Source organism: Leisingera aquaemixtae, from assembly GCF_019801145.1.
Taxonomy (GTDB): domain Bacteria; phylum Pseudomonadota; class Alphaproteobacteria; order Rhodobacterales; family Rhodobacteraceae; genus Leisingera; species Leisingera aquaemixtae_A.
On the sequence record NZ_JAHVJQ010000001.1, the window covers coordinates 85,247 to 107,992 of the forward strand.

General features: G+C 64.9%; 23 protein-coding genes. 2 read left to right on the forward strand and 21 right to left on the reverse strand.

Annotation, left to right across the window (positions count from 1 at the left end; translation table 11 throughout):
* Positions 1-21 precede the first annotated feature (21 nt).
* Positions 22-663, forward strand: coding sequence for a hypothetical protein (locus tag KUW17_RS00410; protein ID WP_222475106.1), 642 nt, complete (start codon positions 22-24; stop codon positions 661-663).
* Between the two features lie 63 nt (positions 664-726).
* Here KUW17_RS00410 and KUW17_RS00415 read toward each other — a convergent pair whose 3' ends face one another.
* Positions 727-1,890 (reverse strand): adenylate/guanylate cyclase domain-containing protein, encoded by a 1,164-nt coding sequence (locus tag KUW17_RS00415; protein ID WP_261396887.1) that lies wholly within the window; start codon positions 1,888-1,890, stop codon positions 727-729.
* Positions 1,891-2,017: 127 nt separating this feature from the next.
* Here KUW17_RS00415 and KUW17_RS00420 point away from each other — a divergent pair, with 127 nt between their 5' ends.
* Positions 2,018-2,860, forward strand: a complete 843-nt coding sequence (locus KUW17_RS00420; protein ID WP_222475108.1) for an ATP-binding protein — start codon at positions 2,018-2,020, stop codon at positions 2,858-2,860.
* A gap of 99 nt (positions 2,861-2,959) precedes the next feature.
* Here the strand turns inward: KUW17_RS00420 and KUW17_RS00425 are convergent, their stop codons facing one another.
* The 20 genes from KUW17_RS00425 to KUW17_RS00520 form a co-directional block, all read right to left on the reverse strand.
* The gene (locus KUW17_RS00425) at positions 2,960-4,189 is read right to left on the reverse strand and encodes a peptidoglycan DD-metalloendopeptidase family protein (RefSeq protein WP_222475109.1); all 1,230 of its coding nucleotides are present in this window, start codon (positions 4,187-4,189) and stop codon (positions 2,960-2,962) included.
* 102 nt (positions 4,190-4,291) lie between these two features.
* Entirely contained in the window at positions 4,292-4,939 is a 648-nt protein-coding gene (locus KUW17_RS00430; RefSeq protein WP_222475110.1) for a protein-L-isoaspartate(D-aspartate) O-methyltransferase, read from the reverse strand.
* Entirely contained in the window at positions 4,936-5,730 is a 795-nt protein-coding gene (gene surE, locus KUW17_RS00435; RefSeq protein ID WP_222475111.1) for a 5'/3'-nucleotidase SurE, read from the reverse strand. Before surE ends, KUW17_RS00430 begins: the two co-directional genes overlap by 4 nt.
* Before the next feature lie 216 nt (positions 5,731-5,946).
* Entirely contained in the window at positions 5,947-6,594 is a 648-nt protein-coding gene (locus tag KUW17_RS00440) for an SDR family NAD(P)-dependent oxidoreductase (RefSeq protein ID WP_222475113.1), read from the reverse strand.
* A 115-nt stretch (positions 6,595-6,709) separates the two neighbouring features.
* Complete coding sequence (locus KUW17_RS00445) at positions 6,710-6,970, reverse strand: hypothetical protein (RefSeq protein WP_222475115.1); 261 nt, start codon at positions 6,968-6,970, stop codon at positions 6,710-6,712.
* Between the two features lie 175 nt (positions 6,971-7,145).
* Entirely contained in the window at positions 7,146-7,733 is a 588-nt protein-coding gene (locus KUW17_RS00450) for a DUF2199 domain-containing protein (RefSeq protein ID WP_261396888.1), read from the reverse strand.
* Between the two features lie 103 nt (positions 7,734-7,836).
* The gene (purF, locus tag KUW17_RS00455) at positions 7,837-9,357 is read right to left on the reverse strand and encodes an amidophosphoribosyltransferase (protein ID WP_222475116.1); all 1,521 of its coding nucleotides are present in this window, start codon (positions 9,355-9,357) and stop codon (positions 7,837-7,839) included.
* Positions 9,358-9,728: 371 nt separating this feature from the next.
* Positions 9,729-10,388, reverse strand: a complete 660-nt coding sequence (locus KUW17_RS00460; protein ID WP_222475117.1) for a hypothetical protein — start codon at positions 10,386-10,388, stop codon at positions 9,729-9,731.
* Positions 10,389-10,391: 3 nt separating this feature from the next.
* The gene (locus KUW17_RS00465; protein ID WP_222475118.1) at positions 10,392-11,792 is read right to left on the reverse strand and encodes a selenium-binding family protein; all 1,401 of its coding nucleotides are present in this window, start codon (positions 11,790-11,792) and stop codon (positions 10,392-10,394) included.
* A 276-nt stretch (positions 11,793-12,068) separates the two neighbouring features.
* Positions 12,069-12,749, reverse strand: a complete 681-nt coding sequence (locus KUW17_RS00470) for a Hint domain-containing protein (RefSeq protein WP_222475119.1) — start codon at positions 12,747-12,749, stop codon at positions 12,069-12,071.
* Between the two features lie 386 nt (positions 12,750-13,135).
* The gene (locus KUW17_RS00475) at positions 13,136-13,690 is read right to left on the reverse strand and encodes a CvpA family protein (RefSeq protein WP_222475120.1); all 555 of its coding nucleotides are present in this window, start codon (positions 13,688-13,690) and stop codon (positions 13,136-13,138) included.
* Positions 13,691-13,732: 42 nt separating this feature from the next.
* A complete protein-coding gene (radA, locus tag KUW17_RS00480; RefSeq protein ID WP_222475122.1) occupies positions 13,733-15,094 on the reverse strand; it encodes a DNA repair protein RadA in 1,362 nt (453 codons plus the stop codon).
* A 201-nt stretch (positions 15,095-15,295) separates the two neighbouring features.
* Entirely contained in the window at positions 15,296-16,078 is a 783-nt protein-coding gene (locus KUW17_RS00485; RefSeq protein ID WP_222475124.1) for a DNA repair protein, read from the reverse strand.
* Between the two features lie 145 nt (positions 16,079-16,223).
* Positions 16,224-16,676 (reverse strand): paraquat-inducible protein A, encoded by a 453-nt coding sequence (locus KUW17_RS00490; protein WP_222475125.1) that lies wholly within the window; start codon positions 16,674-16,676, stop codon positions 16,224-16,226.
* Positions 16,673-17,326 (reverse strand): hypothetical protein, encoded by a 654-nt coding sequence (locus KUW17_RS00495; protein WP_222475127.1) that lies wholly within the window; start codon positions 17,324-17,326, stop codon positions 16,673-16,675. Before KUW17_RS00495 ends, KUW17_RS00490 begins: the two co-directional genes overlap by 4 nt.
* A gap of 20 nt (positions 17,327-17,346) precedes the next feature.
* Complete coding sequence (locus KUW17_RS00500) at positions 17,347-18,093, reverse strand: ABC transporter ATP-binding protein (protein WP_222475130.1); 747 nt, start codon at positions 18,091-18,093, stop codon at positions 17,347-17,349.
* Positions 18,090-18,872 (reverse strand): MlaE family ABC transporter permease, encoded by a 783-nt coding sequence (locus tag KUW17_RS00505; protein WP_222475131.1) that lies wholly within the window; start codon positions 18,870-18,872, stop codon positions 18,090-18,092. Before KUW17_RS00505 ends, KUW17_RS00500 begins: the two co-directional genes overlap by 4 nt.
* Positions 18,869-19,906 carry an alanine racemase gene (gene alr / locus KUW17_RS00510; protein WP_222475132.1) on the reverse strand — a complete coding sequence of 346 codons (1,038 nt, stop codon included), beginning with the start codon at positions 19,904-19,906 and terminating at the stop codon, positions 18,869-18,871. Before alr ends, KUW17_RS00505 begins: the two co-directional genes overlap by 4 nt.
* Before the next feature lie 192 nt (positions 19,907-20,098).
* Positions 20,099-21,619: a replicative DNA helicase gene (locus KUW17_RS00515; RefSeq protein WP_222475133.1), complete on the reverse strand. Its 1,521-nt coding sequence runs from the start codon at positions 21,617-21,619 to the stop codon at positions 20,099-20,101.
* 334 nt (positions 21,620-21,953) lie between these two features.
* Complete coding sequence (locus KUW17_RS00520; RefSeq protein ID WP_222475134.1) at positions 21,954-22,631, reverse strand: orotate phosphoribosyltransferase; 678 nt, start codon at positions 22,629-22,631, stop codon at positions 21,954-21,956.
* Between the last annotated feature and the right edge of the window lie 115 nt (positions 22,632-22,746).

Consider the following 22,746-nt stretch of genomic DNA (forward strand, 5'->3'; position numbering starts at 1 on the left):
CCTGGAGAATGGGAGGTTTCCATGAACAAGTTTCTCGCAGCCCTGACCTGCACCGCGGCCTGCGCGCTGGCTTCCGCGTCGATGGCGGTAGATCCGCCGATGGGGTTCTTTGTCACCTCCGTCGGCCTTGGCGACGGCGGCAATCTTGGCGGGCTGGAAGGGGCGGACGCCCATTGCGCCAGCCTGGCAGAGGCCGCGGGCTCCACCGGGCGGACCTGGCGCGCCTACCTCAGCACCCAGGAAGAAGGCAAGCGCGGCATCTCCGCCCGCTCGCGCATCGGCACCGGCCCCTGGTACAACGCCAACGGCGAGTTGATCGCGGTGGATCTGGACCAGCTGCACATCATGCCCAACCTGTATCTGCGGACCGCGGTCGACGAGAACGGAAACCGGATCAAGGGCCGCGGCGACGATGTCAACGAGCATGACATCCTGACCGGCACCCAGGCTGACGGAACCGCCTATTTCCCCTGGCAGGAGGGAGACAAGACCTGTTCGAACTGGACCTCTAACGGCGAAGGTTCCGCCACTGTCGGCCACCATGACCGCCACGGCGGCGGCAACACATCGTGGAACGCGGCGCATAATTCGCGCGGCTGCAGCGCTGACAACCTGCGCTCCACCGGCGGCAACGGTTATTTCTACTGTTTCGCGGCGGACTGAGGCGGCAAGGGCGGACTGGAGAGTTCCGAAACCACTATGGCGTGCCGGTTTCGGCGCGCCTTTTTATATGGCAGGCCCGTGCAGGAAGAATACCTCTACCGGATCGGAAATCCCGCGCACGCCGTGGTGCCCGCAGCTGGCAAACAAATCGGGCGCAGCCGCGGCGACAGAGGCAGATGCCAGAACGGGATGCCCGGTGGATTTCGTCAGGCCTTCGATCCGGCTCGCCAGGTTCACTGCAGCGCCGAGCACGGTGAAATCCAGCCTGCCGGGGCTGCCGATATTACCATAGCTGACGCGGCCCGCGTTTAAGCCGATACCGATTTCCAGAGGCGGTTTGCCTGCTTCCGTGCGTGAGCCGTTCACCGCGGCAAGCCCAGCGAGCGCCGTTTGCGCGGCCTTTGCGGCCTGTTTGCACTGGTCTGTCCGGCTGTGCCCGTCAGCGGCGGGGAAGATAGAGAGAATGCCGTCGCCCATGAACTTCAGCACGTCACCGCCCGCGTCCTCAACCGCCTGCACCACCACGTCGAAATAGGTGTTCAGAGCGTCGAACACGTCCTCTTCGCTGTCACTGTCCGAGAGGGCCGTGAAGCCGCGCAGATCGGTGAACATGACAACAGCGTCCAGCGCCGTGCGCTCGCCGCGCTTGATGGAACCATTCCAGACCGCGTCCGACGGCCCATCGCCGAGATAGGTCCGCAGCAGGCTGCGCGAGGACTTGCGCATGGTGACGGGTTCCAGGGCGCAGGAGAGGCCGGGCAGGGAGGCCTCGATCATCGCCAGGTTCTCCGCCGTGAAGCCGCTGTCAGCCTGAGTGACAAAGGTGCAGCCGTGCATAGACTTGTCGCCGTAATACAAGAGCGTGGCATAGTAGTCGGTGCCGCCAGCCTCCGCGAACTCATGATAGGAAATGTGATCGGCCTCAGGGTCTAGGCCGCGCAGGCTTTTGTGCAGCGGGCGGCGGTGGGCCAGAATGTACTCAAAGGAGCTGCCGACATAGCTGTCCGTCAGCATCACATCATGGGTGACGTCGTAACTCTCCGTGCTCTCCGGCGTCCAGACAACGCCCCAGGCAATCAGCAGCGGGTTTGCAAACCGTTGCCCGATGTTGACCCGCCACAGCGGCACGCCGGCCTCGATTAGCGTTGTGCAAAAGTACGAGACAACTTTGACCGGATCGCCGCAGCGGCGGCCTTCGGTCATCATCCAGCGGGAGAGAGCGTCCATGGCGTCCATAGGGACAGGGTATACTTAAGGCACGCTGCAGAACAGGGGTCGGCTTCCCCTTGCCGCCCTTGCCGGAACATGCTTTGAAATCCGGCAAAGACGGCCCGATGACGAAGGGAGGCACCCCATGGACCAGATCGCATTGACCCGCATTGCCGAGGCGCTGGAGCGGATGTCGCCCGCGCCGCTGGAAACCCCCGATTTCAACGCGGCCGCCGCCTTTGTCTGGCATGTGGGGCCGGAGCGGCTGGAGCCGGTGGAGGCGGTGAACCGGGTTGATCTGAACCTGCTGGTCGGTATCAACCGCTCCCGCGATACGCTCTTGGAGAACACCCGGCGGTTTGCCCAAGGCTTTGCCGCCAACAACGCGTTGCTGTGGGGCGCGCGGGGGATGGGGAAATCCAGCCTGGTGAAAGCCGTGCACGGGGCGCTGGCAGGGGACCACCCGCAGTTGAAACTGGTGGAGCTGCAGCGCGAGGATCTGCCCTCGGTCGCGCGGCTGCTGGGGCACCTGCGCGGCTCTGAACACCGGTTCATCCTGTTCTGCGACGACCTGTCCTTCAGCCATGACGACCAGCACTACAAGAGCCTCAAGGCGGTGCTGGACGGCGGCATCGAGGGGCGGCCGGAAAACGTGGTGTTCTACGCCACCTCGAACCGCCGCCACCTGATGCCGCGGGACATGATCGAGAACGAGCGCTCCAGCGCCATCAACCCGTCGGAGGCGGTGGAGGAGAAGGTGTCACTCAGTGACCGGTTCGGGTTGTGGCTGGGCTTCCACCCCTGTGATCAGGACGAGTATCTGGCGATGATCGAGGGTTACTGCGCGGCCTATGGCGTCGAGGTGGACGCAGAGGACCTGCGCGCCGAGGCGGTCGAATGGCAGGCCACCCGCGGCGCCCGCTCGGGCCGGGTCGCGTGGCAGTTTTTCACCGATCTGGCCGGGCGGCATGGGGTGGCATTGCGCTGACCCGGCGGCATTGGCCTGCTTGCGCGCAGGGCAAAAATCAAAACAAGAAAACCCGGCCGAGAGGCCGGGCTTTTGTTTGTTAACAGGTCCTTGCCGCCGTCAGTTCAGGTAGGTCAGCGGGTCGATGCTCTCGAACCCGTCGCGCACTTCGAAATGCACATAAGCGTCGTCGCCGCCGCGGAGCGAAGCGATGCGCTGGCCGCGGGCCACGCTGTCGCCCTTGTTGACGGTGATGTTGTCAACGTTCTGGTAGACCGTCAGCAGCTTCTGGCTGTGGCGGATCACCACGATCGGCACGTTGTTGGAATCCTTGGTGATCGCGGCGACGGTGCCCGCCTCGGCGGCGATCACCGGCGCGCCGGCAGCGGCGGCGATGTCGATGCCGTCATTGCGGCCCTTGGCGTAGGTCTTGATGATCTTACCCTGCACCGGATACTCCATCGCCGCGCTGCTGGCGCGGGTGGGTTCCGGCAGCGCCGGCTTGGGCAGGCTCTCAGCCGCGGGCTTGACCGCGGCCGGCGTGACCTGTTCTTCCGGCAGCGGCTTGCTGGCGCTGGGCGGCACCGGCGTCTGGCTGCCTGCGCCCGGCACGGTCACCGCCACAGGCGCTGCCGCCGGGGCCAGCTGTGCCGCCGGTTCCTCCTTCAGCGGGATCAGCAGGAACTGGCCTTCGCGCACCGCGAAATCGCTGCCCAGGCCGTTCCATTCCGCCAGCGATTTCACCGGCACCTGGTAAAGCCGCGAGATGGTATAGGCGGTTTCGCCGCGCTTTACCTTGTGGCGCACCGGTTCCGGCCCGGCCTGCACATTGGCGGGCTGCGGCTTGGGAGCGGGCTGGATTTCTGTGGTGGTCACCGATCCCGGGTTGGGGGAGGTCAGCGGCGCAGTGTCGATGGCCTGGCCCGCCAGGGTGGCGATATCCACCGATCCGGGGGTGCCGCCTCCCGGCAGGCTGCCGGGCGCGCGCCGCGGCAGCGCCAGCACTTCGCCCTGGCGCATCTTGTCGCCGGTCTGCATGCCGTTGAAGCGGGCGACTTCCTCCGGCGGCAGGCCGATGCGGGCGGCCACATCCGCAACCGTGTCGCCGCGCTGGGCCACCGCCACCTGATAGGAGGGGTAGGTGATCAGCCCGCGGCCATCCGGGGACGGGCGGCTGGCGGTGGCAGCCTGCGCCGCGCTGGTTGTGTTGAAGGCGCCAAGCTGGCCGCGCAGGTCATAGTCCAGCGGGCCCTGGCAGGCGGCCAGCACCCCGGCCAGCGGCAGCAGCGCCAGCAGCCGTGCGCGGGGCAGCCCGCGGAATGCGGTCCGGGAGTGGGGGGTCCGGGTCATTTCGCTCTCCTCAAAACACGGTTCCCCTTTTTCCCGGGGATTCTCTCGCGTCAATCACTATAGCCCATGCGGTTTGCGCATGCGCTGAAATCCGCCGCCAGTTTACGTGTCTTTCCCCAGACCCTCAAGCAGGGGCACGAACCGCACCGGGCGCAGCTCGTCATACTCCAGCCCGTCTTCCGTCTTGCGCACCCGGATCAGGGTCTGGACGTGGTCCGACTGGCCCACCGGCAGCACCATGACGCCGCCGGTCTTGAGCTGCGCCAAGAGCGGGCCCGGCGGGTCCTCGGCGGCGGCCGTCACGATGATGCGGTCAAAAGGCGCCTGCTCGCTGAGGCCGTGGCTGCCGTCGCCCACCAGCGAGGTCACATTGGCAAGCTGCAGCTGCTCGAACACGGCCCGCGCCTCGCGCACCAGCCGGGCATGGCGGTCGATTGTATAGACCCGGCGCGCCAGTTTCGACAGGATCGCCGCCTGGTAGCCGGAGCCCGTGCCGACCTCCAGCACCGTGTCGCGGGGGGAAATCTGCAGCGCCTGGGTCATCATGCCCACCACAGAAGGCTGCGAGATGGTCTGGCCGCAGGCAATCGGCAGCGGCACGTCCTCATAGGCGCGTTCCGAGAAGATGCCGCGCACGAACAGCCCGCGGTCGATCTCCTCGATCGCCTCCAGCACCTTTTGGTCGGTCACCCCGCGCGAGCGCACGGAGTAGACGAACTGCATCTTGGTTTGCGCGTCGGGCCCGCTCATGCGCCGGTGCCCTCAATCGCCTTCAGCGCGTCCATCGCGTCCTGGGCGGTCAGATCGGCGCGCATCGGGGTGACGGAGATATAGCCGTCGAGGTTCACCGCCGCGTCGGAGCCGGGGGTGGTCTCCACATGCTGGTTGCCGCCGCGGATCCACAAATAGCGGCGGCCGGTCGGCGACAGCTGCTCCTCAGCCGAGAAATGGGTGCCGCGCCGGAAGCCCTGGGGTGCGACGCGGGCGCCCTTCACATCCGCCGCCGGCACCGGCGGGAAGTTGATATTGTAAAACAGCCGGTAATCCTGGTTTTCCTGCGGCTGCGCGGCCAGGATCCTATTGACCAGCGCCGCGCCGTGCACCGCGGCGGCTTCAAACGGATTTTCGGTCTCGCGGTTGGCGGGGCCGTAATACTGCGACAGCGCCATCGCCGGGATGCCCTGCAGCGCCGCCTCCATCGCGCCGCCCAGGGTGCCGGAATAGAGCGCGTTTTCAGCCGAGTTGTTGCCGCGGTTCACCCCCGACAGCACCAGATCCGGTTTCTGGTCGTGCATCGCCACATGAATGCCGGCCAGCACGCAGTCGGCAGGCGAGCCTTCTGCGGCAAAGCGGCGCTCGCTCAGCTGGCTCAGCATGGTGGGGCGGGTGTAGCTGATGCAATGGCCGACGCCGGACTGCTCGAACGCAGGCGCCACGGTCCAAACCTCGCCGTCCGGGCCTGCAACCTCATGGGCGATGGCGTCCAGAACCTTGAGCCCTTCGGCGCTGATGCCGTCGTCATTGGTGATCAGAATGCGCATGGGGTGCCTGCCGTCTTCAACCGGGTTTTCGATTGAATAGGACCTGTGCCAGAAGGGGGCAAGGTTTTCGCAAGGAGAAGCGGCATCCGCCGCAAAGCGGGGCAGGGAGGCAACAGGCGGGGCGGGCTCCCGCCCCTTTTGCCTGCATCAAAGATGCCGTCCAAAGCGTTGGGCCGAGCGCCGCGCAGAAGCGCGGCGCGGCGCTGGTCTCAGGCGTCAGTCCGCGAGGATCAGCGGCAGCAGGCGGGCGGCCTCGTCCTGGATCGGGGTCAGCGCATCGCGGTCCTCGCCCGGGTGGAAGCGGGCGCGCAGCGCCGTGGCCATCGGCTTCGGCTCCAGGATCTGTACCCGCGGGCCGGTGCGCTCCGTCTCGGCCTGCCAGCTGCGGGCCAGCGCCATCTGCGCCGCCTTGGTGGCGCCGTAGGTGCCATAGAACTTCTCGCCTGCCCTGGGGTCGTCAAAGAACACCGCGCGGCCCGATTGGCCCAGGAGCGGCGCCACATAGGGGATCAGCACCGAAGTGGCGGTGGCGTTGATCGCCACGGCCTTGGTCCAGTCCTTGGGCGCAACCGACGGCGCCGGGCACAGGGCGGTGGCATGGATCGCGGTGTGCAGCCACAGGTCCAGCTTGCCCCAGCGGTCATGGATGCCGCGGCAGAGCGTCGCCATCGCCTCCGGCACGGTGATGTCCATCGGTGCCAGGGTGGCAGAGCCGCCGACCGCCTTGATGCGGTCGTCAAGCTCTTCCAGCGCGCCGGTGGTGCGGGCGACGGCAACGATGTGGTGGGTGGGCGCAAGCGCCTCGGCCAGGGCCGAGCCCAGGCCGCGCGATGCACCGGTGATGAGAGCGATTTTTTCTGTCATGGCCGCCTTCTTGGGCCGCCCGCGCGGGCAGGTCAAGAGGCGGCGGGCAAGGCCGGGAATTTTCGAAAACCCCTGGCAAATTCCGTTGCAGGAATTTGCGGCGAACGCGGCGTGATCAGCTGCCCGGCATCACCAGGCGCTTGGTTTCGCCGCGCTGGTTCAGCACCAGCCCATGGGCGTCGATGGCGACGACCTGGCCCTGCGACAGGCGGGTGCCGCGGGTGACGGCGCGGGTCCGGCCCGAGGGCAGGCGGATCAGCGCGGTCATGCTGTTCTCAGGCCCGTAGAGGCCCAGCAGGCTCAGGTTGCTGCGGTTCACCGCGTTGGTCTGTGTTGCAAGCCCCGCAACCTTGGCGGAGGTCTGTTCATTCGCCATGTTTTCCGTCCTTCGTCGATCCGGGCGTATCTGGCGTGCCGGGACGGGCGCATCAAGCGGGGCAATGCTGCGCCGACGGGCCTCGGCGGAAAGCCGCGGGGCAGGGGCGGAAAATGAGAGGAACAGCGCCGAAACCAGCGGGCGCGGCCAAATGCCGGGCCGCGCAGCCCTTGAATCAGGCGTCAAACACCAGTGACGGCAGGTCGTGGCCGTAGGCATAGAGCAGCTCCAGCAGCTCCTCCAGCGCGGCACCGTCCTTTTGCAGCGGATAGAGCGGGTGGTTCTGTTCGGTCACCTTCAGCTCCGGGTACTGGCCGCCCGGGCGCATTTCCAGCATGCAGCCTGCAGGCATCGGCATATCCGGCGGGATGGCATTGGCCAGCCAGGCCGGGCGGTCGCCCAGGCTTTCGGTCTCGCGCATCTCGAAGAGGTCGAGATAGGCGTCGAAATCATCGCGGCTGAGGCTGGCCCAGGTTCCCAGGATGAACTCCTCGCCGCGGGTGCCGGACAGCGGTATCGCCAGCACCGCGCGGACAAAGCGCAGATCGCCAAGGCGGCAGAAATCCTCGGTCAGGATGTCGCCGCGGGTGGCCAGCACGGCAGAGTTGTCCTCCACCTCCATATCCTCGGCGCAGATGTCGGGCCGGTCGCAGCTGAGGCTGAGCAATTGCGCGAAAGTTGCGCCGCAGCAGCGGCACTGGCGCGGAGAGGTCAGCATGCGGGCAAGATGCGCGTCCAAGGGGCGGCCTTTCGTCAGGATCATAGGAAAAGGCGCGGGCCGTCACGGCCAGCGCCTCCCCATGCAGAATTCCAGGCCCTCATACGCGGATGCGGCCGGAAGTTCAAACCCCTGTTGGCGGGGTGTCTCAGCCAGTGGCCAGCTTGGACGCGTTCCAGGAGGCGCCGGGCGCCGGCATGTCCTTGATCTTGGCGCTGACGCGGCTGCTGCCTTCCAGCGCCGCCAGATACTCCTCGGTGACGCCGGTGATGTAGTTGCCGTCAAAGCAGGAGCAGTCGAAGCCCTGGATGTCCGGGTTGCCTTCCTGCGCCGCCCAGATCAGGTCCTCGAGCTTCTGGTAGAACAGCGCATCCGCGCCCAGCTCCTGGCGGATTTCCTCGATGCTGAGGCCGTTTGCGATCAGCTCATGCTTGGTCGGCATGTCGATGCCATAGACGTTCGGGTACACGACCGGCGGCGAGGCAGAGGCGATATAGACCTTCTTGGCGCCGGCCTCGCGGCACATCTGCACGATCTTCTTGATGGTGTTGCCGCGCACGATCGAATCGTCAATCAGCAGCACGTTGCGGTCCTTGAACTCCAGCGGGATCGCGTTGAGCTTGCGGCGCACCGATTTCTGCCGCTCCGCCTGGCCGGGCATGATGAAGGTGCGGCCCACGTAGCGGTTCTTCACCAGCCCCTCGCGGTAGCGGATGCCGGTGGAGTTGGCGACTTCCAGCGCCACGGGGCGGGCCGAATCAGGCACCGGGATGATGCTGTCGATTTCCAGCCCTGACTCCTGGATCTGCTTGGCCAGCGCCTGGCCCATGCGCAGCTGGGTTTTGTAGACCGAGACGCCGTCCATCATCGAGTCCGGGCGCGCCAGGTAGACATATTCAAAGATGCAGGGGGTCAGCTTGCCCTCGACCGCCTGGAAGGTATGCAGGTTGCCGTCGAGGTCGATCAGCACCGCCTCGCCGGCCTTCACATCGCGGACCTTCTCGAACCCGTTGATGCCGAACGCCACGTCCTCAGACGCAATGCAGTAATCATCGCCTTCGCCTTGCGCGGGGCGCTTGCCCAGCGACAAGGGCCGGATGCCATGCGGGTCGCGGAAGGCCAGCATACCGACACCGGCAATCATGCACAGCACCGAATAGGCGCCCTGAACCCGCTCCATGGTCATCTTGACGCCGGCAAAGATGTTGCGGATCGGCTCGGCGTTGCCATTGACCTTGATCGCATCGGCGACCTTGTCGGCCAAGACATTCAGCAGGATTTCGGAATCGGAGGTGGTGCGCAAGTGGCGGCTGTACTTGCCGGTCACTTTCTCGCGCTGCTCGGCTGTGTTGGTGATATTGCCGTTGTGGACCAGGTAGATGCCGTAAGGCGCGTTCACGAAAAACGGCTGCGCCTCTGCGGCGCTGAGGGAGCCCGCGGTGGGGTAGCGCACATGGCCCATGCCGACGCGTCCGGTCAGGGTTTCCGCGTCCGACGGCCCGAACACATCCTTGACCAGCCCGTTTGCCTTGCGCTCGCGGAAGAACTCGCCGGTGTAGGTCACGATGCCCGAGGCGTCCTGGCCGCGGTGCTGCAGCATCAGAAGCCCGTCATATATCTCCGCAAAGACTTCCGTGTCCCGGCTTGCGATCCCCAAAATCCCGCACATTGGCTGGCTCCAATCCCGATTAGGCTTTGCTGTTCGATGGCTGATGGAAGCGGTGCTGGCGGCAGTCTAGCGCATTTTTCCGTGCCTGCGCCAATCCGGCCGCGCCAAAGGTCCCTGCCGGCCATGCGTCCGGAGCCTGATGGCCGGTTGCAGCCCTGTGCCCCGGCGCCGCGCGCATCAGGTCAGGTCCACAAGGGCAGGCGGGCAGCGTCTGCAGCAGCGGCAAGGCGGTGTGGCTCCGAATCCGTTTCCTGTTCGCGCCCTCACATAGAGGCTTTCGCCGCTGCTGTCATCAAAGGATCACATTTCCCTTCTGCGCTGCGGCAATAGGGGCGGTTTGGCGAATGCGCGGGCGGGACAGGCCGCCGGCATCAATGCAGCGTCAGCAGCGACACCGCCCCGACCAGGACCAGGCTCAGCGCCCAGACCAGATCCAGGTTGAACCAGCCGCGGGACAGGAACTTCAGCCCCAGCCAGTGATAGACGCCAAAGGCCATGGCACCGCCCGCGAGCGCCATCGCCAGGGTATGCGCCAGCGCGACCAGCGCGGCGATGCCCGCGCTGCCGGTCATCAGCGTCCCGGCGGCAGCGTGTCCGGCATCTGTTTCCACCGTGGCGCATATCCCCAGATAGATCGGCACCAGCATCAGGCCGGCGCCATGCGCCATCGCCGCCAGGAACGACCACAGCGCCAGCCGCGACGGCGGCACCCGCGCCAGCATGCGCGGGTGGCGGCGGTTCCACAGCAGATAGAGCCCCAGCGCTATCACCAGGCAGGCAGCGCCAATCTGGATCTCGCGCTGCCATTCGGCCAGCACCAGCAGCATCGAGAACGGAAACAGCACCGCCGCCATTGCCAGCAGATGCCCCGCCGCCAGCGCGGCCAGCGCCCGCCACAGGCTGCCCTGCGACCGGTCCATCAGCGCCGCCGAGACCGCCAGCGGCCAGCCCATGCCGGGGTTCACGCCGTGATACACGCCCGAAAGCGCAACGGCCCCCCAAAGGGCCGCCGCCGTGCTGATCTCTGCCACGCGTCAGACGGAGGGGTAGCAGAAGCTGTCGGTGGAGCAGTCGCCGCCTTCCAGCCGGATCTGGTGGCTGCGGTAGCCCTCGGGGAATTCGACATAGAAGTCCTTGTCCAGCTCAAGCCCGCCGTTTTCGCCGACGTTGGCCATCACCATCTGGCCGCCGCCGCTGTCCGGGTAGAACTGGTCGTCCCAGGTGGAATAAAGCGAGTTGGTCCAATAGACCCGCTTGCCGTCGCGGCTGATCTCCACCATCTGCGGGCCATAGGCAAAATCCTTGCCGTTCGGGTGCTTGGCGCCGCGCGCGATGCCGCCAAGCTCGACCTTGCCGGCCAGCTTCGGGCTCATCGGGTCGGAGACGTCGTACTGATGCATCTCGCCCAGCCCCCAGCAGGCCACATAGAGGTATTTGTCGTCCAGGCTCAGGTCGATGTCGGTGACCAGGGGCGGCACCGCCTCGAACCCCTGCAGCAACGGCGGCAGGTTTTCGGCCTTTTCCGGGCGCGGGTCGATGGTGATGGTCTTCTTGGCATCAAAGGTGCCGTCGTCCTTCTGCCACCAGGTGAAGATCGAGCCTTGCAGGTTGGTGGTGTCCACCACCACGCCGCAGAACCCGTAATCGCGCGAGGGATCATGCGCGGGGCGGATTTCCAGCGCCATCTGGTGGTTTTCACCCAGGTCGATGGTCTGCACGTTCTTGCGCTGGCGCAGGTTCCAGAAATGGATCGAATGGCCGTATTTGTTGCTCAGCAGGTCCTCCGCCACGATGCCGTTCTCGAACTGCGGCGGCAGCGCCCACTCCGAACTCACCATGTAGTCGCGCGGCAGGTTCCACCAGAAATCATAGTGCTTGTCCTGCTTGCCGCGGTCCATCTCATAGCGGCCCAGGATCTCGAAGGTCTCGCAATCCATGATGAAAATGCCCGGCGGCCCGTCGGTGCCGTCTTTGCCGCCGCCGCCCAGGGTGGAGACATAAATCCCCTCGGGGCCGCAATGGATGGTGTGCGGGCGCGAATAGCCGGTCTTGGCAAAGACCTCCTCCGGTTCGATGATCTTGTGGATCTTGGCCTTCAGCGGCTCCTTCACGTCCACCACGTAGATCCGGCTGGAGCGGATGCCGGGAATGATCAGGTAGCGCCGCTCCAGAAACGCATGGCCCGACAAGGGCGACAGGGAGGAGGAGCAGGCGTTCCAGCCGAAATGATGAAACTCATCGCCCTTGTTGGGCATGATCAGCTGGTGCACGATCTGGCCGTAGGTGTCCGACTCCGGGTCGACATCCACCACCGCCAGCCCGTCGGGCTGGGAAAAATCGGGGCTCAGCATCAAGGTGAAGGCCAGCTTTTCCGCCGGTGCTTCCATGGCAAGCTTGGGTGTTGCGTGAAATGTTGGGTCAGGCCGCAAGTTCATCGTCAAATCCTCCCTAAATACCGGGCGCCGGTTGCTCTGCGGTGCCTTTGGCGCCTGAGGGGATGCTGGCATACATAATTTCCCCGGGCAATTTTTTTTGGGAAACACCCTGTATGCGGAACGTGCGTTCTGTGCGCGGCGCCGCTGGGCAGGCTTTTGAAGATGCTGTCCCCCGCCGGAAAGGAGGCCATTGCCTCCGGCAGCTGCACCAAAGGAAAGGCCCGCACGAAGGCGGGCCCGAGGGGGGAGGGAATGTCTTGCAGGCTGGCTCTGGGATCAGGCCGCCAGGATACGGTCCAGCAGGTTGTCCAGCGGACCGGGCAGGCGGGCGTCAACTTCGCCCATGCCGGTCTGCGACAGCGCGCGGCCTTCGTCGCTGGCCAGAACCTGGCGGGTCTCGGTCAGCGACAGCTGGTGGAAGGCAGAGTCCTCGGCGGTGTCACCGGCGGGCAGCAGCATGCCGCTTTCGGCCCAGACCAGCTCTTCCTCTTCGAACTCGAAATGAATGCGGCCCAGGCGTTCCGGCGCCGCGGCCCTGATGCCCTTGTAGCCGCTCAGCGCGATCAGTTTCGCGACCACAACCGGCAGGCCGAACAGGCGTTCCGCGGTGTCCATCTCCAGCGCCACCTTCTGGTCCGACGGCAGCATCAGGTCGGTGTCGTTGCCAAGCGCGCCGGCCGGGATGTGCATCAGGGTGGTCAGGCGCGGCACCGCGTGCTTCACCGCTTTCACTTCCTGGGCGCCGCCGTCGAAGGTGAACACCATGTCGCCGGGTTTCACGTCGCGGGCCTGCTTGAAGCCTTCTTCGGTTTCCACCAGCGTATCGGGCAGGAAGCCGCCGCTGCGGATGCGGGCGCGCTTGGGTGCAGGGGCAGGGGTGCGCGGCATCGGATTGGCCAGCAGCAGCACATCAACCGGCAGGTAGTCGGCGAAATCTGTGGTGTGATCCAGCTGCATCTTGGTGTCCCTTCTGAGCGTCTTTGGCCTGGCGTTTTGCCGTTGAAGCCATGTGGCCCCCGAATTGGGACCAAATTGGGGCAGGCTTGCGTCCCATTTCGGGATGGCGCGATTTTTTGGGGACAAAAGCTGGTTTTTCAGCGGGATTGTTAACCTTTCGGCCGGCCGGGGTGAGGATTTGTTAAGACTTGACGCAATTATTGAGACGCCCGGGAAAGCCCCTCAGAGGCCGATTCCTTTTGGTTAACAAGGTGTTAATGTGAAGTTGCCGTGTTAACTGCTTTACAGGCGTCCTGTGGATAACCTTGTGAACACATTGAAATCAAAGCAAAACGGGCGCCCATGGGGCGCCCGCGTTACAATCCTATGGTGGTAATCCCTTGGAATTACTGGCCGCAGGCGCCGATCAGCGATTCATACTGCTCGGTAACCCAGCCCAGGGCCTGTTCCGGATTGCGCTCCTCGATCTTGCCGGTCATGCGTTCGAACACCACGGCTGAGCGGCTTTCGTCAACAATTGTGAAGCTCTGCCCGGTCATCACCACATCATACAGGAAGAAGGCGATGGCGACCAAAAGGATGCCGCGCAGCACGCCAAAGAAGAAGCCCGCGCCCTGGTCCAGCCCGCCAAGCGCCGAGCGCTGCACCAGGGTGGAAAACAGCGGCGTGAAGAAGGAGACCACGATCAGCGCCAGGGCGAACACTGCCGCAAAGGCGGCGATGATCGACAATTCGCAGCTGTCGGCGATGAATTCGCCCACCACCGGGATCTCCGCCATCAGCGGCTCCACCTGAGGGGCAAAGATGAAGGCCAGGACGCCGGCGGCGATCCAGCCGGCAATTGCCATCGCCTCGCGCACGAAACCGCGCGAATAGGCCAGCAGCGCCGATACGACAATGACCAGGGCAACGACCCCGTCGATGATTGTGAAACCTTCCATGTCCCTCGCCCGTTTGCCTGCGATCTCAAATTTTTTGCGACTTTAACCGGCCCCGAAGAATTCGCCAACAAAACCTGCCAGATCGCCCGATTTTCGCAAATTCAGGCCGTTCACGGACACGGTTTTGCTGCCGCCAGGGGCAATCGCCGCCGTGAAACCAAGTTTTTGCGCCTCTTTCAACCTGTTTTCGGTCTGCGGCGCCGGGCGGAGCGCACCGGATAGCGAAATTTCTCCGAAAACCACCGTATCGGCGGGCAGCGCGACGTCCTCCCGCGCACTCAGCAGCGCTGCGGCCACGGCAAGGTCGGCGGCCGGCTCGGAAATCTTCATGCCGCCGGCCACGTTCAGATAGACGTCCAGCCCGGCAAAGGGGATGCCGCAGCGCGCCTCCAGAACCGCCAGGATCATCGCCAGCCGCGAGCTGTCCCAGCCGACGACGGCGCGGCGCGGCTGCGAATGGGGCGAGGGCGCAATCAGCGCCTGCATCTCGACCAGCACGGGCCTTGTGCCTTCGATGCCGGCAAACACCACCGAGCCGGGCGAGGGCTCGCCGCGTTCCGACAGGAACAGGGCAGAGGGGTTGATCACCTCGCTGAGGCCGCTGCCGGTCATCTCAAACACGCCGATCTCATCCGCCGGGCCAAAGCGGTTCTTGACCGCGCGCAGGATGCGGAACTGATGGCCGCGCTCGCCCTCGAAATAAAGCACGGTGTCGACCATATGCTCGACCACCCGCGGGCCTGCGATCTGGCCCTCCTTGGTGACATGGCCGACCATGATCACCGAAATCCCGTGCCGCTTGGCGAATGTGGTCAGCTCATGCGCCGCCGCCCGCACCTGGCTGACGGAACCGGGAGCGCTGTCCACATGATCCGCCCACATGGTCTGGATCGAGTCGATGATCGCCAGCTGCGGCTTCTCCGCCTCCAGCGTAGTCAGGATGTCGCGCAGGTTGGTTTCCGCGGCCAGCTGCACCGGCGCATCCGCCAGGCCCAGCCGCTGCGCCCGCATCCGCACCTGGGCCGACGCCTCCTCGCCGCTCACATAGACGGTCTTGACGCCGGCCTGGGCAAACCGCGCCGCCGCCTGCAGCAGCAGGGTGGATTTGCCGATGCCGGGATCGCCGCCCACCAGGATCGCCGAGGCGGCGACCAGCCCGCCGCCCAGCACCCGGTCCAGCTCGCCGACGCCGCAACAGGCGCGCGGCGGCGGGGTTTCCCGCGCCGACAGATCGGTCAGCTGGATGGTGCGGCCGCGCTTGACGCCCAGCGACTTCTTGGAGGGGCCGGAGGACAGCCCCTGATCCTCGGTGATGGTGTTCCACTCGCCGCAGCCCTCGCAGCGGCCCGACCATTTCGAAAAGCTGGCCCCGCAGGCGGAGCAGGAGAAAGATGATTTTGCCATGGCACTGATCAGTGGCAGATGTTTCCCTTTTGTTCAAGGGGCTGCGCGTGCGGCGCCGCAGGATGCGAGGCTCTGCCTCGCGCTCCGGGGTATTTGCGGCCAGATGAAGAGAGGACCCCTTTTTCATCTGGCTCAAAGTATCCCCGGGGAGGCCCGTCCGGGCCGGGGGCAGAGCCCCCCGAAAGTTGCGGTGGCAGAGATTCAGTCGGCGCGGCGCGGCGGCTGGATCGGCACCACGCTGCCGCCTTCGGGGTCCGACCCGTCCGGCTGGCCCTGCAACTGGGCCGACAGTTCCGGCAGCAGTTCGAACAGTTCGCCGCGCAAACGGGCCAGATGCGACTTGGCGATGCTTTCCTCGATCTCCACGTCGCGGGTCCACTGGCGCAGCTCATGCATGATGATCTGGGCATCCTCCAGCCGCGCCTTGAAGGTCTCCAGCTCCTCCTGCCGCTGTTTCAGGAACTGGCGGGCGCGGGCCACCTTGGCATCGGAATAGGTCTCCGCCAGCTCGCGGCTCACCTGGCTCATCTGCGCCGCCACCTCCAGCACATCCGGCTCCAGTCCGGACAGGTCCGGGTGGCTGCGCAGAAACGCCAGCCGCTCCTTCACCGCGTCAAATTCGGAGGCCAGGGTGAACACGCCCGCACGGTCGCCGGCATGGGCCAGCTGATAGGCCTGCTGCACGTCCTCCATGCTGAGCGCAAACCGCCGGTGCGAGGTCTCCAGCGCCAGGATGCGCCCGTTTGCGGGCAGGAAGAACACCAGCATCACTGCCAGAACCGTGAGCGCGATCTGCGCAATCATGCCGGCCTGCGGGTGAACGCCGCCGTCCAGCCCGGCCTGCAGCGACAGCCAGGGCCATACCCCCAGCGCCGCCAGCGCGGTTGCCGCCAGCGCCGCTGCGGCGGCGAGGCAGATCAGCAGGAAGGACAGCCGCATCAGCACGGTCTGCGCGGTGAACAGGATGGGTTGAATGCCGGACATAGCGCCCCCTCCAGCAGCAATACGAAACAGTTGCCGGGCCCGGCGGCCAGAGGGGGAGCCCTGCAGGAGGGCACAGCATGCCGGTTCCGTGCGGTAAACGAGTCGAACTCTATGAAATGGCGCGGTTTTGCCCCGGATCAAGGGGTCAGCCGGTGTCCCGCTGCGCCTTGGCGGCGCGCTCTGTCAGCATTCCCAGCACGATGGAGGCGAGGATACAGGCGGTGAACAGATACAGCCCCCAGGCGGTCTCGATGGTGGCGAGGCCGATCCCTTTGGCCAGCGTGATGTAGAGCGCGATCAGGAAGATGTCGGCCATCGCCAGCTTGCCCAGCACATGCAGCACTTTCTGCACCCGCGCGTCCAGCAGATCCCACTGCACCAGCGCGGTGCCGATGGTTTTGAGGTAGGGGGCGAAGATCGCAAAGAAGGTGACGATCAGCGCCAGCACCGCGTCGCTGCCCCAAAGGCTTTGCAGCCCGGTGATCACCGAAATCTCGCTGAGGCCGAAAATGGGCAGCAGCCCCGCCCGCATCAACGGCGCAAACCAGGCGACGGGGTAGAGGATCAAGAGCGAGAGAGTGAGGAGGCGGAGGGTCATTCCTCCGCAATCTCTCGCTTATCTTCGATCTGCTTAGGTGGAGCAGGCAATTTAAGCTGCTCTTCGTTACCACTATCAGCAATCTGGAATATCTTGTTGAAAAGGTCGACTACTGGATTTAGGTTCTTTGCACTTTGTCCAGCTACAGCGGTAACTTCCGTCACGCCAGCAAGCATCACGTCTAGATCACTGATCTTTTTGTGAATTTCAGCTTGAAGTTTCTCGAGACGTCTCAGAAGGCGACGTTTGTGCTTCTCCTCAAACGCATCGGAGTCTCGGATTTTTTCACGTGCCTCACTGATATGGGTCTCAATTTCTCTAACTTGTTCCTTGCTCAATTCAACCAGATTAGTTTCGTAGTTGGATCTGGCGCTGGTGCTACCTCGCCTCATAGCGAAAGTTAGTTCCAATTGTGCCAGCTGGCGAAGAACACTGTCACACGCTCCTTCAACGCTTTGATGCTGCGACGGATCAACAGCTGAGATTGTTAACCCAGACAACTTGGCAAACTCAACGATGCTTCCGTAGAGCTCAAACAATTCACCTGCGATTTCAGCGGCGTGATCGTGATTTGGAGTTACGGCCAAACCTCCGCGGTTTATTTCCTTAATCCTACGGATCGCCTCAATGATCCTACTTATTGGATCCATTATTACTGCTCCTTTGATTACTACCTCACCGCCTCGATCGGCCCCTCCGCGCGGCCGTGGATGAACTGCTCCACATAGGGATCGCCAGAGTGGTCCATCTCTGCCACCGGGCCGGTCCATTGGATCACCCCGCCGTGCAGCATCGCCACATTGTCGGCAATCGCCCGGACTGAGGTCATGTCGTGGGTGATGGTCATCGCGGTGGCGCCCATCTCCACCACAATCTCGCGGATCAGGTCGTTGATGACGCCGGACATGATCGGGTCGAGACCGGTGGTCGGCTCGTCGAAGAAGATGATTTCCGGCTCCGCCGCAATCGCGCGGGCGAGGCCGACGCGCTTTTGCATGCCGCCGGACAGCTCCGAGGGGAAGAGGTCGGCGACATTGGCGCGCAGGCCCACCCGGCGCAGCTTCTCGATGGCGATCCCGCGGGCTTCCTCCACCGGGCGCTTCAGCGCGCCGCGCAAGAGGCGGAAGGCCACGTTCTGCCAGACCGGCAGCGAGTCAAACAGCGCGCCGCCCTGGAACAGCATCCCGAAGCGCGCCAGGAACTTGTCGCGGTCGCCGGAGCCAGAGGGCTTACCGTCGACATAGATCTCGCCCGAATCCGGCTGGATCAGGCCCAGGATGCTCTTCAGCGCCACCGACTTGCCGGTGCCGGAGCCGCCGATGATCACCATCGAGGTGCCCTTGGCGATCTCCAGGTTCATGCCGTTCAGAACGTGGTTGTCGCCAAAGGCCTTGTGGACGTTTTCCATTCGGATCATAGCGAGAAGAACACCCCCGTCAGGACAAAGTTGGCGGCCAGGATCAGCACCGCGGCGGATTCCACTGAGCCCTTGGTGGCGCGGCCCACGCCCTGGGCGCCGCGGCCCGACTGCATGCCGTAATAGCAGCCCATCATCGCCGCGATGGTGCCAAAGGCCGCGCCCTTGACCAGCGAGGAGATGATGTCGAGCGGCTCCAGGAAATCGACCGTGTTCTTGAGGTAGGCGGCGGCGTTGAAGCCAAGGTTCTGCACCGCCACCGTGTAGCCGCCCATGATGCCGATGATGTCGCCGGTGCCGACCAGAACCGGCACCGTAATGAGGGCCGCCAGCACCCGCGGCGCCACCAGATATTTCATCGGGTGGGTGGACAGGGTCACCAGCGCGTCGATCTGCTCGGTCACCTTCATGGTGGCGATCTCTGCCGCGATGGACGAGGTCACCCGCGCGGCGATCATCAGGCCGACCAGCACCGGGCCGAGCTCGCGCACCATGCCGATGGCAACGATCTGCGGCACCACCGCCTCGGCGTTGAAGCGGGCGCCGCCGGCATAGATCTGCAGCGCCAGCGCCCCGCCGGTGAAAATCGCGGTGAGGCCGACAACCGGCAGCGACAGCCAGCCGACGTTCAACAGCGCCTGCAGGAACTCGCGCGGGTAATAGGGCGGGCGGACCATGTGGCTGAAGGCGGAAAGCGCAAACAGCGCCGCACGGCCAACCGCGGCCAGCGACGCCAGCGCCGTGCGGCCCAGCCGGGCCAGGAGGGCAAGCGGGTTCATCCCAGATAGGTCCGTGCGGACCGGTGGCCGGAGGAGGTCAGGATCTCATAGCCGATGGTGCCTGCCGCATCGGCCAGCATGTCGACCGTCTGACGCTCGTTGAGGATCGCCAGCATGTCCGGCACCTCTGCCAGATCGGTGACGTCGACGGTGATCATGTCCATCGAGACCCGGCCCACAACCGGGCAGGGGGTTTCGCCGGCATAGACCTGGATGCCGCCCGCGCCCATCGCCCGGTGCAGCCCGTCGGCATAACCGGCGGCAACGGTGGCGATACGGCTGGGGCGCCGGGCGGTCCAGGCGTTGCCGTAGCCGGCGGTCTCGCCCGGCTCCAGATCGCGCACCTGAATGACCGGCAGGTCCAGCTGCACCACCGGCACCGCGTCCTTGAACGGCATCCCGCCATAAAGGCCGACGCCGGGGCGGCAGAGGTCGAAGTGGTAGTCCTTGCCCAACAGCATGCCGCCGGTTGCGGCCAGCGAGCGGGGAATCTCCAGCCCGTCGGTCATTTCGCGGAACACCTGCAGCTGCTGCGCGTTCATCGCGTGTTCCGGCTCGTCGGCGCAGGCCAGGTGCGACATCAGCAGCACCGGGTTCTGGCTTAGGGCGATTTCCGCCACCGCGGCCCATTCGCCCGGCTCCATCCCCAGCCGGTTCATGCCGCTGTCCAGCTGCACCCCGAACGGGTGGCCCGGCAGCGCCTCGAAATGGCGCAGCATCTGGTCCAGCGAATTCAGCATCGGCGTCAGCTGGAAATCCTTCAGCAGCTTGGCGTCGCCCTCCATGTGGCCGGAAAACACCGAGATGCCGGGACCCGGCCCCAGCGCACGGCGCAGCGCGCCGCCTTCCTCTGCCGCCGCCACAAAGAAGTTGCGGGCGCCCGCCTTGGCCAGCGCCTTGCCCACCCGGCCTGCATCCAGGCCATAGCCGTTCGCCTTGACCACGGCTGCGGTCTCGCAGGTGGTCAGCGCATCCAGATTCCGCCAGTTGGTGACCAGCGCATCCAGGTTGATTGTCAATCTTGCCGTGCTCATGCGGTGTTCATGACACGGGGAGGCCGCAGGTCAAGGGGGAAAAACCGGAATGGCGGCGGAGGCTTGCCTGCAGGAAACAAATAAGCCCGGTCCAGCGGGGGGCAGGACCGGGCTGGTGCCGGTGCCTGGCGGACGCAGGGTCCGCCGGGCCTTGGCACTGAAATTCCGCGATCCGGGCCGCGCGGGCCGGGATCAGTGTTCCTCGTAGTCCTGCTGCCAGGACTTGGCGAGGTTGCCGAAGCGGGTGAACTGCGCCTCGAACGACAGCTCCACCGTGCCGATGGGGCCGTGGCGCTGCTTGCCGACAATCACCTCGGCCTTGGCGTGCAGCCGCTCCATTGCCTGCTTCCACTCTTCCATCTTTTCCAGCTCGTGGTCGCCGGGCTTTTCCCGCTCCTTGTAGTATTCCTCGCGGAACACGAACATCACCACGTCGGCGTCCTGTTCGATCGAGCCGGATTCCCGAAGGTCCGACAGCTGCGGGCGCTTGTCCTCGCGGCTTTCCACCTGGCGCGACAGCTGCGACAGCGCGATCACCGGGATGTTCAATTCCTTGGCAACCGCCTTCATCCCCATGGAGATTTCGGCGATCTCGTTCACCCGGTTGTCCGACATGCCGCGGCAGAGCTGCAGGTAGTCGACAACCAAGAGGTCCAGACCGTGGGTCCGTTTCAGACGGCGGGCGCGGGCCGCCAGCTGCGAGATCGGAATGGCCGGCGTGTCGTCGATAAACAGCGGGCAGCTTTCCAGGTCCTTTGCCGCCTGCACGAAGCGGCGGAATTCACCCTCTGTCATGTCGCCCTGGCGGATCTTGTGCGAAGAGATTTCCGAGGCTTCCGCCAGAATACGGCCTGCCAGCTGCTCGGCGCTCATCTCGAGAGAGAAGAAGCCGACCACGCCGCCGTCGATGGCGCCTTCGCTGCCGTCCGGCTTCACACCGCGTTTATATGCCTTGGCGACGTTGAAGGCGATGTTGGTCGCCAGCGACGTCTTACCCATAGAGGGGCGGCCTGCGAGGATGAGAAGGTCCGAGGGATGCAGGCCGCCTAGTTGCTTGTCGAGGTCTATCAGGCCCGTCGAGATGCCGGCCATGCCGCCACCCCGCTGATACGCCTCGTTGGTCACATTGACCGCTTCTGTGACGGCCTTCAGGAAAGATTTGAAGCCGCTTTCCGTCTGGCCCTGCTCTGCCAGCTGGTAAAGCGCCTGCTCTGCCTCAACGATCTGCTCTTTAGGTTCTGATGCCACGTCAACGCGGCGTGCCTTGTCTGAAATCGATTGGCCCAGGGCGATCAGCTCGCGCCGGATCGCCAGGTCGTAAATCATCTGCGCATAGTCCCGCACCGCAAAGGCGGAGATCGAGGCGCCCGCGAGCTTGGCCAGATAGGCCGGCCCGCCCAGTTCCTTCAGCCCTTCGTGATCCTCCAGGAACGCCTTCAGCGTCACCGGCGAGGCCAGCGCGTTCTTGGAGATCCGCGCCGCAGCAACCTCGTAGATGCGGGCATGGACCGGGTCGTAGAAATGCGACGAGTCGATGATCAGCGCGATCTTGTCGTAGACCTCGTTGTTGGTCAGGATCGCGCCCAGCAGCTGCTGTTCCGCCTCCACCGAATGCGGCAGCTCATTGTCCGGCATCGCGGTCTCAGCCGGGCCGGGCTCAGGCAATGGGGCGGGGGGCGGCATGTCGCCGTCGAAAGGGGTAATCTCGTTCATCACTGCTCTCGTCACTCGGCCCGCTTATACGGTGCCGCGCGGGTTTCTCCTATCTGGGAATCTCTGTGGATGCCCTGTGGATAACCGCGCAAGGTTTGTGGGCCGTTTACCATGATAGGCCAGCAAGCCTGTCCTATTCAGACTACATGATGCGGTGCCGCTTGGGAAGGCCTCAAGATCTATGTTTCAACCTTCGCGGGAAGCGATTCGGGACGGGCTTGTCCACAGCCCGTCCTGTAACGCTTTCCCTTGCGTAAGGCGATTGTCTGCCTGTGCGGCTTCCGGCGGCGCAATGGCGGGCAGTCTGCCCGCCGCTGCGCGCCCTGAAACTGCCTTATGCCTTATGGGCTTCCTGCCAGGCGCGCGGGTCCTTCAGGAATTTCTCCACCTCGGCCAGCGTCTCGTCGCTGAAGCTCTTCTGCGCCTTGGCCTCGGCCAGAACATCCCACCAGGTGCACAGGTAATGCAGCTCAACGCCGTGGTCGCCCAGGCGCTTGGTGGTTTCGGGGAAAATGTCGTAATAGAAGATCACCGCGGTATGGCCGCAGGAGGCGCCGGTTTCGCGGATCGCATCGACAAAGGACAGTTTGGAGCCGCCGTCGGTGGTCATATCTTCCACCAGCAGCACGCGCTGATCCTCGGTCATCACCCCTTCGATGCGGGCATTGCGGCCATAGCCCTTGGGCTTCTTGCGCACATAAGTCATCGGCAGGGCCATGCGCTCGGCCACCAGTGCGCCGAAGGGGATGCCGGCGGTTTCGCCGCCCGCAACATTGTCAAACGCCTCGAAACCCGCGTTGCGCATCACGGTCACCGTGAGGAAATCCATCAGCGTGGTGCGGATCCGCGGAAAGGAGATCAGCTTGCGGCAGTCGATGTAGCTGGGCGAGGGCAGGCCGGACGCGAGCGTGTAGGGCTCATCCGTGTTGAAGTTCACCGCGCCGATTTCCAGCAGCATCCGGGCCGACAGGCGGGCGATTTCTTCTTTGGACGGATAGGAGGTCGGGATCATGGCAGCGGGCATCCTTTGCGGCAGCGGTTTTGCTGTCCATAGCCCGGAAGGAAGCCGTTTTGAAGTCCCCGGAAGGTGTTTTAAAGCCCGCCGGGCCGCAAAAGCAGCGGCCCGG

Bases quoted from the DNA above. Each gene is read 5' to 3' on its own strand.
- KUW17_RS00440 (WP_222475113.1), bottom strand. From the start codon at position 6,594: ATGACAGAAAAAATCGCTCTCATCACCGGTGCATCGCGCGGCCTGGGC.
- KUW17_RS00445 (WP_222475115.1), bottom strand. From the start codon at position 6,970: ATGGCGAATGAACAGACCTCCGCCAAGGTTGCGGGGCTTGCAACACAG.
- KUW17_RS00495 (WP_222475127.1), bottom strand. From the start codon at position 17,326: ATGGATCCAATAAGTAGGATCATTGAGGCGATCCGTAGGATTAAGGAA.
- KUW17_RS00425 (WP_222475109.1), bottom strand. From the start codon at position 4,189: ATGACCCGGACCCCCCACTCCCGGACCGCATTCCGCGGGCTGCCCCGC.
- KUW17_RS00415 (WP_261396887.1), bottom strand. From the start codon at position 1,890: ATGGACGCTCTCTCCCGCTGGATGATGACCGAAGGCCGCCGCTGCGGC.
- KUW17_RS00410 (WP_222475106.1), top strand. From the start codon at position 22: ATGAACAAGTTTCTCGCAGCCCTGACCTGCACCGCGGCCTGCGCGCTG.
- KUW17_RS00470 (WP_222475119.1), bottom strand. From the start codon at position 12,749: ATGCAGCTGGATCACACCACAGATTTCGCCGACTACCTGCCGGTTGAT.
- purF (WP_222475116.1), bottom strand. From the start codon at position 9,357: ATGTGCGGGATTTTGGGGATCGCAAGCCGGGACACGGAAGTCTTTGCG.
- KUW17_RS00430 (WP_222475110.1), bottom strand. From the start codon at position 4,939: ATGAGCGGGCCCGACGCGCAAACCAAGATGCAGTTCGTCTACTCCGTG.
- surE (WP_222475111.1), bottom strand. From the start codon at position 5,730: ATGCGCATTCTGATCACCAATGACGACGGCATCAGCGCCGAAGGGCTC.
- KUW17_RS00475 (WP_222475120.1), bottom strand. From the start codon at position 13,690: ATGGAAGGTTTCACAATCATCGACGGGGTCGTTGCCCTGGTCATTGTC.
- KUW17_RS00420 (WP_222475108.1), top strand. From the start codon at position 2,018: ATGGACCAGATCGCATTGACCCGCATTGCCGAGGCGCTGGAGCGGATG.
- alr (WP_222475132.1), bottom strand. From the start codon at position 19,906: ATGAGCACGGCAAGATTGACAATCAACCTGGATGCGCTGGTCACCAAC.
- radA (WP_222475122.1), bottom strand. From the start codon at position 15,094: ATGGCAAAATCATCTTTCTCCTGCTCCGCCTGCGGGGCCAGCTTTTCG.
- KUW17_RS00465 (WP_222475118.1), bottom strand. From the start codon at position 11,792: ATGAACTTGCGGCCTGACCCAACATTTCACGCAACACCCAAGCTTGCC.
- KUW17_RS00490 (WP_222475125.1), bottom strand. From the start codon at position 16,676: ATGACCCTCCGCCTCCTCACTCTCTCGCTCTTGATCCTCTACCCCGTC.
- KUW17_RS00500 (WP_222475130.1), bottom strand. From the start codon at position 18,093: ATGATCCGAATGGAAAACGTCCACAAGGCCTTTGGCGACAACCACGTT.
- KUW17_RS00450 (WP_261396888.1), bottom strand. From the start codon at position 7,733: ATGATCCTGACGAAAGGCCGCCCCTTGGACGCGCATCTTGCCCGCATG.
- KUW17_RS00505 (WP_222475131.1), bottom strand. From the start codon at position 18,872: ATGAACCCGCTTGCCCTCCTGGCCCGGCTGGGCCGCACGGCGCTGGCG.
- KUW17_RS00520 (WP_222475134.1), bottom strand. From the start codon at position 22,631: ATGATCCCGACCTCCTATCCGTCCAAAGAAGAAATCGCCCGCCTGTCG.
- KUW17_RS00485 (WP_222475124.1), bottom strand. From the start codon at position 16,078: ATGTCCGGCATTCAACCCATCCTGTTCACCGCGCAGACCGTGCTGATG.
- KUW17_RS00515 (WP_222475133.1), bottom strand. From the start codon at position 21,619: ATGAACGAGATTACCCCTTTCGACGGCGACATGCCGCCCCCCGCCCCA.